The organism is Tannerella sp. (assembly GCF_030528505.1).
GTDB lineage: Bacteria > Bacteroidota > Bacteroidia > Bacteroidales > Tannerellaceae > Tannerella.
The window spans coordinates 40939-53259 of record NZ_JAUMYS010000002.1 but is presented as its reverse complement, the minus strand read 5'-3'; the positions used below and the strand labels follow the sequence as shown (position 1 = coordinate 53259).

Genomic DNA, 12321 nt, shown 5'->3' with positions numbered 1-12321 from the left:
TTTAGTAGATCGAATGGCGTATTCCGAACCGGTTTATTTTCCCGATGGAGTGGGAACGGCCGATTTCACCGAGCACGTAGAGGACATAAACTTGGAAATTCCCGACTGGCACAGCGAAGGATTGTACGAGGTGAAGGCTTCTACCAAAGCAGGCATTTTAGACCCCGCATTCTTAGTACACAAATGGCATTCGGACACTTCCAACACCCTTATTTTCCATCACGGAGCATCGGAATATCCCTTTTATGGGATTTTTTCCAACATCTTCAAAAAAGAAAAACTCAACGATTTGGGGACAAACCTGATCGTGGTCCGAACTCCTTTTCACAAGGAAAAAGGGGCGTTGAAACAGGGAACGGCGACCCTATCGACCTTTATGGCAACGATGGCAACAAGTGTGAAATTGACCGAAATGCTGCTCCGTACCTTACGACAAAAAGGAGTACGGAGCATTGAAATTGGCGGCTTCAGCCTGGGAGCCGTGATAGCAAACAGGCACCGGGTAACGTATAATTCGGCCGATTTTTACGTCCCGATAGTAGGAACGGTAGCTCACGAGAAGTTTTTTATTTTCCCAAAGAAAAATGCAACGGAAAAGGAGATTCAACGGAACAGAATCATTACACAGCACTTGAATTTCTCTGCTCAATGGCAAGAAAATCAATCCCCCAATGCGTTTCCGGTCATGGCTCGCTACGATGTGTTTTTACCACTCCACGAGCACGCACCTGCCTACGGAGATATGGAAGTGGAAATTTGGAATACGGGCCATTTATCTACTGCTCTTTTCTACAATGCCATGCAACATGTTCTGCTAAAACGACTGAAGGAGTAAGTGTTATCCAACAACGGAAGCTCGTTTTTTTCAGTCATTTAATCGGAAGAAAGGAAAAACAGGCTTCAAAAAGAAATCCGACTTATTATACAATTAAAAAAAATAATAAAAAGAGGCTTTCCGGCTTTTGCCTAACACAATTTTGTGTCGGCAAATAAAACATTCTGAGTAAAATATCTGAACGACCAATAAACGCCGATACAATACAGACGAACGTCTTTCCGGACGACGGTCTCGAGCGTCAGAGCTTGGGGCGCTTCGCTGCGATTTTGCAGGTGGTACGCGATAGATACGTCGGTGCTGTGAGACGTTACCCGGGGAGTGGTGATATAAATTCCGGGGCCTCCGTAATCCGACATGCTAAAATGCTGCTCGCCCGTGGTGATCAGATGTACCGGCCGGTATATACCGCCGAAGAAAGTGAAATCGGCGGACAGGGGCGGCACGTCATCCCGATGGCTGTTGTCCGCTTTTACGGCAATGTACTGTTCGCCCGATGCCTCGAGGAAAGGCGTTAAATCGACGTTGAAAGCAGTGTAACCACCCGTATGTTCTCCGGCCGGTTTCCCGTTTACAAACACTTCGGCCGTTTGATTCACCCCTTCGAACCGAAGAAAATACCTTTTTCCCTTCTCAGGGACAAGGCGAAATCGTTTCTTATACCAGCCGACGCCGCGATAGTATCCTCTCTGCCCGTCGGCGAGCACATCCTTATCGTTCCAGGTATGAGGAAGCTGTACGGCTTGCCATCCGGCCGTCGCTCTATCCGGCAAGGCGGCGTCGGCTTCATTCTTCGAAAAGAGCCACCCGGAGTTGAACGAGATTTGGGAGCGCCCCCCGTCGGCCGATTGACCTGCAGGCGACGCCACATCCGGCAAACAATACACCAAAACCAAAAGAAGCAATGCACGACGTATCATATCCAATCTGTTTTTTGATGCGAAATTAGATGATCCATTCAACAGTCGCTTGTTTCGATGTTACGAAAAAGAGAGATTATGTTACATTTTCACATGAAATGAGGAAGAAGGAGGCTTCTCTCTATTTTTTACGCTCCAATATCCGGAACCTGTTTGATTTTGTGAAGGTAAAAATGTATCTTTCAAAAAAAGTCATATCTTTGTGGAAGAATTAATCATGATCAACAAATATAGCGATGAATCTAAAAAAACTTCTTGTCTTCGGTTGCATGACAGCGACATGGTGTGCGTGTAATAATGGTGTTACGGAAGCTCCGGCACCCGTCATGCCCGTTCCTACACCCGAACAGGTGGCTTGGCATAAAACGGAAATGTATGCGTTTGTACATTTCGGGTTAAATACGTTCAACGACCTTGAATGGGGGTACGGCGATACGCCTGCATCGACATTCAACCCGGAGAATCTCGATTGCGACCAGTGGGCGCGCATCATCAAAGCCGCCGGATTCAGAGGGGTTGTCATTACGACGAAACACCATGACGGTTTCTGCCTCTGGCCGACGGAGACAACGGAATACAGCGTGAAAAATTCGCCATGGAAAGACGGCAAAGGCGATGTGGTGCGTGACCTTTCCGAAGCGTGTAAGAAATACGACCTGAAATTGGGGGTTTACCTCTCGCCGTGGGATCGAAATCACGCCGAATACGGCCGTTCCGGATACGTGGAGACGTATCATAACCAGATACGTGAATTGTCATCGAACTATGGACCGCTTTTCGAATTCTGGTTCGACGGGGCGAACGGCGGAGACGGCTGGTATGGTGGCGCGAACGAAAAACGCTCGATCAACGCTTCGACTTATTACAACTACGAGAAGGCACGCGAAATCATCAAAGAGAAACATCCCGATGCGATGATTTTCGGAGGTACGGTGCCTGACATTCGCTGGATCGGCAACGAGAGCGGATGGGCGGGCGACACGCAATGGAGCATCTTCGGAACAGAGCCGGAGCATAACTATCACTACAAACAAAGTCAGTGGGGCGATGAAAACGGAACGAAATGGCTCGGCGGCGAAGTCGATGTGTCGATACGTCCGGGATGGTTCTATCATGCCAGCGAAGATCATCAGGTACGTACGCTCTCGCAGATGGTCGATTATTATTATCGCAGTATCGGGCATAACGCGAACCTTATCCTGAACTTCCCGATCTCTCTGCGCGGGACGATTCATCCATGCGATTCCGCAAGGGTGATGGAATGGGCCGAAACGATTCGCAACGATTTGAAAGAAAATCTGCTTGCCCGAGCTACGGTTAAAGCCTCGGCTGAGCGGGGGAGCCAATACGCTGCCAAGTATGTGCTTGACGACAATTGGGATACTTATTGGGCAACGGCCGATGGTGAAGTAAGCGGTGATATGACGTTCTCTTTCTCCGAGCCGACGGCGCTGAACCGTTTTCTGATTCAGGAATATATCCCGCTCGGACAACGTGTCCGCTCCTTTGTCATCGAGGCTGAGCAGGAAGGCCAATGGAGCCCTGTCGAGGCGTATGACTCTACGACAACGGTCGGCTACAAACGGATCGTTCGTTTCCAGACCGTTACCGCCAAACAGTTCCGGATACGCTTCCTCGATGCCCGTGGTCCGCTTTGTATCAATAATGTGGAAGCATTTTTGGCGCCGGCGCTGATGGTTGAGCCGCGCATCGTTCGTAACGAGAAAGATGAGGTAAAGATGCTCTCGGGCGATAAGAATTCCGTCATCTACTACACGACTGACGGTTCGAATCCTTCGCTGGAATCGACGCGTTATGAGGCGCCTTTTACGTTTGCGCAGAAGGGGCGGATCAAAGCAGCTTGCTATGATGCGACATTTGATAAATGGAGTCCGGTTACTACGGCCGAGCTGGATATCCCGGCCTCGTCATACGAGATGACGGACGAAAAGATGACAGCTCTTTTTGATGGCGATGGGAATACGCTTTATACGTTGCCCAAGACTGAGAACTCGTTGACGATCGTCTTGAAAGAGAATGCTCCGATCGCAGGATTCCGTTATCTACCGAATCAACAGCGTTATGCCGATGGTCACATCGCTTTTTATCAGGTTTTTGTCGATGGGAAAGAAGTGGCGAAAGGCGAGTTCTCCAATATCCGAAACAATCCCGTCATGCAGGAAGTCCGGTTTGCACAGCCGGTGCAAGGAAAGACGCTGCGTATTACGGCAAAGAGTGTAGTTAGCAATCCGCCGCTCAAAATCGGAGGCTTCTCGCTTATTACAGAATAAAAAACAGTTTTTCACAAGCACAAACAACAAGAAATAAATGGATACAGGACTTTTGCCCTTTGCGTTACTGTGTTTTACGTCGTTCTTTACCTTAACAAATCCGTTAGGTACGATGCCTGTCTTTCTGACCATGACAAACGGTATGACCGAGAAGGAACGCCGTGCCATTGTGCGCCGCGCTACCATCGTCGCCTTTCTCACGTTGATGGTCTTCATCTTTTCCGGACAGTTCTTATTCAAATTCTTCGGAATTTCGACGAATGGCTTTCGCATCGCCGGAGGAGTGATCATCTTCAAAATCGGATTTGATATGTTGCAGGCGCGATACACTTCGCTCCGCCTGAAAGATGAGGAGATCAAAACGTACGCCAACGACATTTCGATTACGCCACTCGGCATCCCGATGCTCTGCGGGCCGGGAGCCATTGCCAATGCCATCGTTCTGATGCAGGACGCGCACACCATCGAGATGAAAGGTGTATTAATCGGTGTGGTGGCATTGATTTATCTCTTTGCTTTTTTTATGCTAAGCGCTTCGACTCGTCTTGTTAAAGTGCTCGGGGAAACAGGGAATAACGTTATGATGCGTCTGATGGGCTTGATTCTGATGGTGATTGCCGTCGAATGCTTCGTGAGCGGGGCCCAACCGATTCTGGTCGATATCTTAAAGGAAGGCTCGCTTACTCTTCCTTAAAGAGATAGATACGGTTCACAATATGGTGAAGGGGTGTTAAAACATCTTCATCTTTTATCATAAAGCCTCTCCTTATTCAAGGAGGGGCTGTTGTTTTTCTTCCCATTTATTTTTAATCCGACAAATGCTTTTATAAGACAACAATAATTCCATATATTTGCGGGAAATATCAGGGGGCATGATGCCTCCTCGAAAATTTGCCTGTTATTAAGGTCGCCGTCTGACGACTCTGTGCAGTAGGAGAGAGATATCGGGAGGCAAAAGAACATAAATGAATAAACAATGAAAACAATGAAGATATTGCTTTTAGGCTCGGGAGGGCGCGAGCATGCGTTGGCCTGGAAAATGGCTCAAAGTTCGAAAGTGGGACAGCTTTATATTGCCCCCGGCAACGCGGGGACTGCTTCTGTGGGAACGAACGTGGACCTGCGTGCGAATGATTTTGCAGGAATCAAAGATTTTGTGCTGAAGAATGGGGTCGAGATGGTCGTCGTTGGGCCGGAAGACCCGTTGGTAGCAGGGATTTATGACTATTTTCGCGATGACGAGTCGTTGGCTGCCATCCCGGTGATCGGGCCGAGTCGTGAGGGCGCGCAGCTGGAAGGAAGTAAAGATTTTGCCAAGGCATTTATGATGCGGCATGGCATTCCTACCGCCCGTTACCGAAGCATTACCGCCGAAGAGCTGGCAGCCGGCGAGGCTTTTCTCGAAACACTCTCGCCTCCTTACGTGTTGAAAGCTGACGGACTCGCAGCCGGAAAGGGCGTGCTGATCGTCAATTCGCTCGACGATGCACGGAAAGAACTGCGCCAAATGCTGGAAGGCATGTTCGGTGAGGCGAGCCGCACCGTCGTTATTGAGGAGTTTCTCGACGGGATCGAATGCTCGGTGTTTGTCCTGACCGATGGCAACGATTACAAAATCCTGCCCGTGGCGAAAGATTATAAACGGATTGGCGAAGGAAATACCGGCCTGAACACCGGTGGTATGGGTGCTGTATCGCCCGTTCCGTTTGCCGACGCTGCTTTTATGCAAAAGGTCGAAGAGTGCATTATCCGCCCCACTGTTGACGGGCTGCGTGCCGAAGGCATCGACTATAAAGGATTTATCTTCCTCGGATTGATCAACGTGAAAGGCGAGCCGATGGTGATCGAATACAACTGTCGCATGGGCGACCCCGAAACGGAAGTCGTGATGCTGCGTATCAAGAGCGACCTGGTCGAACTGCTCGAAGGGGTAGCTCAAGGCAGGCTGGCCACATGCGAACTAATCGAAGATGAGCGTGCGGCCGTTACCGTGATGCTCGTCAGCGGCGGGTATCCCGAAGCGTATGAGAAAGGGAAAGTCATCAGCGGGCTTGAGGCGATCGATACTCCCGACCGCATCGTCTTTCATGCCGGAACGACGCGGAAAGACGGAACAATCGTTACATCGGGCGGACGTGTCGTTGCCGTCAGCTCATACGGGGACACGAAGGAGGAGGCATTGAAGAAATCGTTTGCCGGAGCGGAAGCCATCGGCTTCGAAAAGAAGTACTACCGTCGCGACATTGGGTTCGACCTGTAAACATCACCGGATATGGGACGAGAATCCGCCGTGTTTCGGGGCAGAAAACGGATCAACCTGTCGAGCGTGCCCAACCTTATCTTTACCGTACTCATTTGTCTGGTATGTTGGGCGGTAGGGTATCAGTGCTCGGCCGGCTATCCGGTGGTCTGTGATTCGGGTTCTTCGCCCGTGTGGAAGGCGGTTTGTTCCATCTTGCCGGACAAACGTTTTACCTACCTGATCGGATGCTTTTTGATGGGTGTACTCGCCTTTATCATACAACGCATCAATTTTTCGTTTGTCATTGTACGCGGTAAAACGCAGTTGCCTTTTCTCTTTTTTCTTCTCTTCGTCAGCACGAATCCGGATACTTTTCCCCTGCGTCCCGCTTCTCTGGCACTCTTCTTCCTGTTGGCGGCGTTAGTTGAGCTTTTTCGCTCATACCAAAGTCCCGAACGGACAGGGCGTATCTTCAACATGTCCGTCTACTTGAGCCTGGGCTGCCTCATCTGGCCGCTTATGCTCTGGATGGTACCGCTTTTCTGGTTCGGGATGTACCGCCTCCATTCCCTAACATTGCAAAACTTGCAGACGTCCGTGTTGGGTATCCTCACGACATTCGGGTTTATCTTTGTCTGGTGTCTTTGGAAACATGATTATACCTTTTTCATCGTGCTGAAAGAGCAGCTGACTACGATGAATCCGGTTTTTCTGCGCGATCCGCTACGGATCGAATGGCTCAGTTCGATCTGTGTTGTCTGCCTGACTATCATTACTTATATCTATATCTTATTGCATGAATTCGAGCATACGATACGCACGAGGCAATACCTTTCCTTTCTGATTGTCTTCGCGTTTTATTCGCTGGTGCCCCTCGGCCTTTACGAAGAACATTCGGTCGATTTCCTGTGCCTCTTCTATGTGCCCTCATCCATGCTGATTGCCTATTTCTTCTCAGACCGGCGCAACCTGCTGACGTATTTGTTCTATATTCTGATTGTCATTTTTCTCGTACTCTTACTGCTCGTTCGTTTATGGACTTTCTGATCGACTACGGATACATCGGCGTATTCATCGCTTCGTTTCTGGCCGCTACCATTCTCCCCTTCAGTTCAGAGGTGGTGCTTACAGGCGTACTTTTAGGGGGCGCCTCGTATCTACCTTGCATGGTCGCTGCTACAATGGGAAATTTTCTGGGCGGAATGACATGCTACTGGATCGGGAAGGTAGGGAAAGTCGAATGGATCAAGAAATACCTCCGGCTCAATATCGACAAGCTGCTTAAAGTGCAAGATTGGATCAGCGGGAAAGGCTCATGGACAGCATTTTTCGTTTTTGTGCCCGGCATCGGCGATTTTATTGCCGTGGCGCTCGGCTTTCTGCGTGCCAACGTGTGGTGGGTAGCTTTCTGGATGTTTCTCGGCAAAGCCATCCGCTATTGGGTATGGATGGAGCTGGTATATAAAGTACAGGGAGCGATTTAACCGTCCTTGCAAAACACTAAAACACGAATTCACCGTTGAAAAAGCGCCTGCTCGAAAAGGGAAGCACTTCCTTAGTGTGGCAAAAATAAGATTTTATTCGCATAATTTCGTGTTGAGGGTGTATTATTGAATGAAAAATTAATTTTGTTCAGCATGCACTTTGTTTTATTCAAGATAATTGATATTTTTGCAAAATAGATCGTAAAGAAAAACAAATGATGTTACCCGTTTCTTGTCCGAGTTGTCATGCGCATCTCAAAGTAAAAGCCTTGCTGTGCGAAAGCTGCGGCACCGAAGTCATCGGACTGTATGCGTTGCCGGTTTTGGCGCGTCTCACCGAGGCCGATCGGCAGTTTATTCTCGATTTTATAAAAAGCAGTGGCAGTCTGAAAGAAATGGCGGCACGGATGAAGTTGAGCTATCCGACGGTACGGAATATGTTGAACGAAATCATTGAAAAACTTGAATCGTATGAAAAATAAATGGTCTTTGTTATGGAATCCTTTTACGCGAATTGCCGGATGGCAGGCGTTGGGTATAGGCTTGATCGTGATGGCGCTAACGGGTGTTATCGGTAAATGCGGGGCTTTGGCGTTCGACGGCGTGCTTGATGCGCATCTGGTCAGCGTACTTTCGTTCCAGAACGCCTTCCTATTGCTGGCCATAGACTGGTTATCGCTTGTGGTGGTGATGGCGATAACTGGCTTCGTGATCGCGCGGGACGTTCGCTTTGTGGATATCGCTGGGACGATGACACTTGCGCGAGCTCCTTTTCTGCTGATGGCGCTCTTCAGTCTGGGCGTGTCGATGCCCGATGCGTCCACGCTCAAAGCGAATCCTGCCGTGTTGCTCGCCCACCCGACGGTCATTATTTTCTCCGTCTTATCCATTCCGGTTCTTGTCTGGTTCGTTGCACTCATGTATAACGGATTGAAAGTCTCTACCGGAGGTAAAGGAGCAAAATTGATTACCGGCTTTATGGTCGGGCTGATTATTGCCGAAATTCTATCTAAAACGTTAATACACTTTTTTCTATGAAAAAAATGATCTTATGTATGGTGGCGATGTTCATAACGGGCATGCTCTCCGCGCAGGAAATTACCGGACGATGGACCGGAAGTATCTCCCTGGGAAATATCAAGCTGCGCCTCGTGTTTCACATTCAGCAAAGCGAGCAGGGATTGTCTGCTACGCTCGACAGCCCCGATCAGGACGCGAAAGGCATTCCGTGTGATACGGTTACATTCAACCCTCCAGCGTTGCGTATCGTTACGCGAAGCATAGGAGCTTCTTATGATGCCGTATTGGAGAATGATACACTGAAAGGCTTCTTCTCGCAGGTGGGAATGAAGATGCAGCTTGATATGGTCCGAGACGATACATCCGGAGACTTGGTCAAACGCCCGCAAGAGCCTTCTCCTCCTTTTCCCTATCATTCCGAAGAGGTCACGTTCGTCAACTCGACTGATAACATTACGCTGGCCGGTACGTTAACGTTGCCTGCGAAAGAAGGGGAGTTTCCTGTTGTCGTCTTGATCTCGGGCAGTGGCCCCCAGAACCGTGACGAAGAGTTGATGGGACATAAACCCTTTCTGGTGATAGCCGATTACCTGACCCGAAACGGTATCGGAGTGCTGCGGTATGACGACCGCGGCACGGCGCAATCCGGCGGCCGTTTCGCTACGGCTACCTCGTCGGATTTTTCCAATGATGCCGAAGCGGCCATCGAATACTTGAGGACTCGTCATGAGGTAGATTCTCTTCGGATAGGATTGATCGGCCACAGCGAAGGAGGCATCATCGCTCCGATGGTCGCGGCGAGGAACAGACGCGTGGCGTTTATCGTGATGCTTGCCGGAGTAGGTGTGCCCGGCCATGAATTAATGAAAACACAGGTCGAAGATATGGCTAAAGCGTCGGGTGTACCGGACAGCGCACGTAAGATAAACAATCGGATTGCGGAAAGGATATATGAATTAATTCTTACATCCAGTGATCAGGACTATGTGTTGGATAGTCTGACAGCCTGTATGAGGCAATCCCTGCAAGCCATTCTGCCGGGATCGTCTCCGGAGGAAAAAAATCCAATTATCCAATTCAACGCAAAACGAATGCTCTCCCCGTGGATGCAATACTTCCTGCGCTATGATCCCGCCCCGACACTCCGAAAAGTAACCTGTCCCGTGCTGGCACTCAATGGCACGAAAGATACGCAAGTTGCCGCGCAATCCAATTTGTCTGCTATCCGGAAAGCTTTGGAGGAGGGAGGAAATACCGATTTAACCGTTCGCGAACTCCCCGGGTTAAATCATCTTTTTCAGGAGTGCACGACCGGTGCCCTCAATGAATATGCTACAATCGAACAGACCTTTGCCCCTTCGGCACTCGAAGTCATCGTGGCGTGGATCAAGGAACGGAAGTAAAAAGAGATTGTAGAAGGCAATCTGTTCGCCTTCTACAATCTCTTTTTTAGAATACGGAATAGCCCCAGCGCAAACTATCTTGCTCCGAATTGGAGACACACCGGTCGATGCACGAGAATATCTTGATGTGTATCGGTTAACAGACCATTTTCCGGATTACGTCGGAAAACATGTATTTTGTGTTCGTCACGGCAGGCTACGAGCAGATAACGTCCGTCCGGAGTGATCGCGAAATGACGCGGATGCTTTCCGGTAGGTTGGTAGCCTGCTTTGGTAAGCGTTCCATCTGTCGGAGAAACGGAGAAGATCGCGATGCCGTCTCCCTGTAACCGGTTCGAAGCATAGAGATGCTGTCCATCGGGGGATATCTTGATATGGGCGCTCCCACGTGCTCCGATGCTATCGGATACGATCAATTGCTTCGCCTCCATATCTCCCTTGTGATCATGATATACGATTACCTGACCCGACAATTCTCCAAGTAGATACAGATATTGCCCATTGGGGTGGAAATCGAAGTGACGCGGACCTGTCCCGGCAGGAGTTTGGAACGTTTTTACAGAGCTTTTATCGAACGGTATTGAGTCGGGTGATACCTGGTATCGATAGAGGTGATCCGTACCTAAGTCCGACGCAAACAAATAACGACCGTCGGATGAAAAGCGTACCGAATGCAAGTGCGGTTGTTTTTGACGCTCCGGATCAACCCCTTCCCCCTTGAAAGAAAGGAGCTGAGAGAGAGGTTGTAGGCTACCGTCTGTATGGGTCGCAAAGACGGAAATGCTTCCTCCGCCGTAGTTCGCCGTTACGACCCGCTGCTCCATCGGATCGAGCTCGATATAGCAAGGGGAGCTTCCGCCTGCTTTCTGCGAGTTGAGAAGCTTAAGCATACCTGCCGCGGGATCGAAAGAAAAAGCATGTACGTAGCTGTCGTCAGTGCCGTTTTCACTTACGGCATAGATGCGTGTCAGATCTGCGTTGAGAGTCAGAAACGATGGATTCGATACTTCTGCCATGCTAACGGAGTCGGCTGTTCCAGTCGTTTCGTCAAAACGATACACATAGATTCCGCGGCTTTCTCCGGGAGAGGTATATGTCCCGACGAACAAATAAAGGGTCTCTTCGGGGCTCAGTTGCTCCACGTCTTTCTTTTTCCCGGAGCAAGCAACAATCAACGGGCACATCCATAAGAAGGTAAAAAATTTCATCCGATATGTTTTGTTTTTTTATTCAAACGATAAAATGTGTCGTTTCTTGTACTGCCATACCTCTTTTGTGATGCCATGGATTCAGATGATCGCTTCACCAAAGGCCGCATATCATTGCGAAATCCCGAAATTATCGTTACTTTCGCAGTCCGAATGAGAGAGACAACGTTCTTCTGAAATCTGAATCAACTAAAAACGTTAATTATATTATGTTGTACATCATTATTACATTCGCATTCTTTTTTGCACTTCGGCTTGTTTCATTATCGTATTCTATCCGTAACGAAAAACGGATTATCCAACAGGGAGCCATACAGCACGGCGCTCTCAATTCACTTATGCTTACGCTTGTACATGTTGTATATTATTTCTCTGCACTTTACGAATCGTATCGATCGGGAATCGGGTTCAATCATTATTCGGTTTGGGGAACGGCCTTGATGGCGTTTTCGTATATCATGTTGTTTTATGTGATTTATAAACTCCGTGATGTGTGGACCGTAAAGGTGTACATAGTGCCGAATCAACGTATCGAGAAAAGTTTTCTTTTCCGCGTGGTACGACATCCGAATTATTTTCTGAATATTATTCCCGAGCTGATCGGTGTCGGCTTGCTTTGTAACGCCTGGTACACGATGATGATCGGTTTGCCGGTTTACGGTTGTTTTCTTGCCATACGTATCCGGCAGGAAGAAAAAGCCATGAAAGGAATGTGGGATTCAGTCGACCATTGATACGGTTGTAATCCTTCTGTAATCTTTCTGAAATAAAAACAGATAAGATGTTTGGCCGTAGTAATACAGTACGGTTAAAGCATGTGCTTTATAGCATAGCGTAACGTTGCAGCAGTTTATTTTTTGGGTGGCGAAAGATTTTTCGGTTCTTTTGTGAAAAATGTTTTTTTGCAGTAACATTAAA

Annotated in this window: 12 protein-coding genes; 10 read left to right on the top strand and 2 right to left on the bottom strand. The window is 48.7% G+C overall.

What is annotated here, in order from left to right; all coding sequences use genetic code 11:
• The first annotated feature begins 13 nt into the window (after positions 1–13).
• Entirely contained in the window at positions 14–835 is an 822-nt protein-coding gene (locus tag Q4A89_RS00725; protein ID WP_303182948.1) for a hypothetical protein, read from the top strand.
• 131 nt (positions 836–966) lie between these two features.
• On the opposite strand, the gene Q4A89_RS00720 is transcribed toward Q4A89_RS00725, so the two are convergent.
• On the bottom strand, positions 967–1755 hold the full coding sequence (locus Q4A89_RS00720; RefSeq protein WP_303182946.1) for a sugar-binding domain-containing protein: 789 nt from the start codon (positions 1753–1755) through the stop codon (positions 967–969).
• A gap of 269 nt (positions 1756–2024) precedes the next feature.
• Between Q4A89_RS00720 and Q4A89_RS00715 the strand changes: the two genes are divergently transcribed.
• From Q4A89_RS00715 to Q4A89_RS00680, 8 genes are all read left to right on the top strand, one after another.
• Positions 2025–4046 (top strand): alpha-L-fucosidase, encoded by a 2022-nt coding sequence (locus tag Q4A89_RS00715; protein ID WP_303183009.1) that lies wholly within the window; start codon positions 2025–2027, stop codon positions 4044–4046.
• Positions 4047–4083: 37 nt separating this feature from the next.
• Positions 4084–4740, top strand: coding sequence for a MarC family protein (locus Q4A89_RS00710; protein WP_303182945.1), 657 nt, complete (start codon positions 4084–4086; stop codon positions 4738–4740).
• 291 nt (positions 4741–5031) lie between these two features.
• On the top strand, positions 5032–6306 hold the full coding sequence (gene purD / locus Q4A89_RS00705; protein WP_303182943.1) for a phosphoribosylamine--glycine ligase: 1275 nt from the start codon (positions 5032–5034) through the stop codon (positions 6304–6306).
• Positions 6307–6318: 12 nt separating this feature from the next.
• Entirely contained in the window at positions 6319–7335 is a 1017-nt protein-coding gene (locus Q4A89_RS00700) for a hypothetical protein (protein ID WP_303182941.1), read from the top strand.
• Positions 7323–7772 (top strand): YqaA family protein, encoded by a 450-nt coding sequence (locus tag Q4A89_RS00695; RefSeq protein WP_303182939.1) that lies wholly within the window; start codon positions 7323–7325, stop codon positions 7770–7772. Before Q4A89_RS00700 ends, Q4A89_RS00695 begins: the two co-directional genes overlap by 13 nt.
• 218 nt (positions 7773–7990) lie before the next feature.
• Positions 7991–8254, top strand: a complete 264-nt coding sequence (locus Q4A89_RS00690; protein WP_303183007.1) for a DUF2089 family protein — start codon at positions 7991–7993, stop codon at positions 8252–8254.
• Positions 8235–8810 (top strand): hypothetical protein, encoded by a 576-nt coding sequence (locus Q4A89_RS00685; protein ID WP_303182937.1) that lies wholly within the window; start codon positions 8235–8237, stop codon positions 8808–8810. The genes Q4A89_RS00690 and Q4A89_RS00685 overlap by 20 nt, the downstream gene beginning before the upstream one ends.
• Complete coding sequence (locus Q4A89_RS00680; RefSeq protein ID WP_303182935.1) at positions 8807–10195, top strand: S9 family peptidase; 1389 nt, start codon at positions 8807–8809, stop codon at positions 10193–10195. The genes Q4A89_RS00685 and Q4A89_RS00680 overlap by 4 nt, the downstream gene beginning before the upstream one ends.
• Before the next feature lie 74 nt (positions 10196–10269).
• Here the strand turns inward: Q4A89_RS00680 and Q4A89_RS00675 are convergent, their stop codons facing one another.
• Positions 10270–11403 carry a lactonase family protein gene (locus Q4A89_RS00675; protein ID WP_303182933.1) on the bottom strand — a complete coding sequence of 378 codons (1134 nt, stop codon included), beginning with the start codon at positions 11401–11403 and terminating at the stop codon, positions 10270–10272.
• Positions 11404–11612: 209 nt separating this feature from the next.
• Here Q4A89_RS00675 and Q4A89_RS00670 point away from each other — a divergent pair, with 209 nt between their 5' ends.
• Positions 11613–12137, top strand: a complete 525-nt coding sequence (locus Q4A89_RS00670) for an isoprenylcysteine carboxyl methyltransferase family protein (RefSeq protein WP_303182931.1) — start codon at positions 11613–11615, stop codon at positions 12135–12137.
• The last annotated feature ends 184 nt before the right edge of the window (positions 12138–12321 follow it).

Bases quoted from the DNA above. Each gene is read 5' to 3' on its own strand.
- Q4A89_RS00680 (WP_303182935.1), top strand. From the start codon at position 8,807: ATGAAAAAAATGATCTTATGTATGGTGGCGATGTTCATAACGGGCATG.
- Q4A89_RS00670 (WP_303182931.1), top strand. From the start codon at position 11,613: ATGTTGTACATCATTATTACATTCGCATTCTTTTTTGCACTTCGGCTT.
- Q4A89_RS00715 (WP_303183009.1), top strand. From the start codon at position 2,025: ATGACAGCGACATGGTGTGCGTGTAATAATGGTGTTACGGAAGCTCCG.
- Q4A89_RS00695 (WP_303182939.1), top strand. From the start codon at position 7,323: ATGGACTTTCTGATCGACTACGGATACATCGGCGTATTCATCGCTTCG.
- Q4A89_RS00720 (WP_303182946.1), bottom strand. From the start codon at position 1,755: ATGATACGTCGTGCATTGCTTCTTTTGGTTTTGGTGTATTGTTTGCCG.
- Q4A89_RS00700 (WP_303182941.1), top strand. From the start codon at position 6,319: ATGGGACGAGAATCCGCCGTGTTTCGGGGCAGAAAACGGATCAACCTG.
- Q4A89_RS00725 (WP_303182948.1), top strand. From the start codon at position 14: ATGGCGTATTCCGAACCGGTTTATTTTCCCGATGGAGTGGGAACGGCC.
- purD (WP_303182943.1), top strand. From the start codon at position 5,032: ATGAAGATATTGCTTTTAGGCTCGGGAGGGCGCGAGCATGCGTTGGCC.
- Q4A89_RS00675 (WP_303182933.1), bottom strand. From the start codon at position 11,403: ATGAAATTTTTTACCTTCTTATGGATGTGCCCGTTGATTGTTGCTTGC.
- Q4A89_RS00710 (WP_303182945.1), top strand. From the start codon at position 4,084: ATGGATACAGGACTTTTGCCCTTTGCGTTACTGTGTTTTACGTCGTTC.
- Q4A89_RS00690 (WP_303183007.1), top strand. From the start codon at position 7,991: ATGTTACCCGTTTCTTGTCCGAGTTGTCATGCGCATCTCAAAGTAAAA.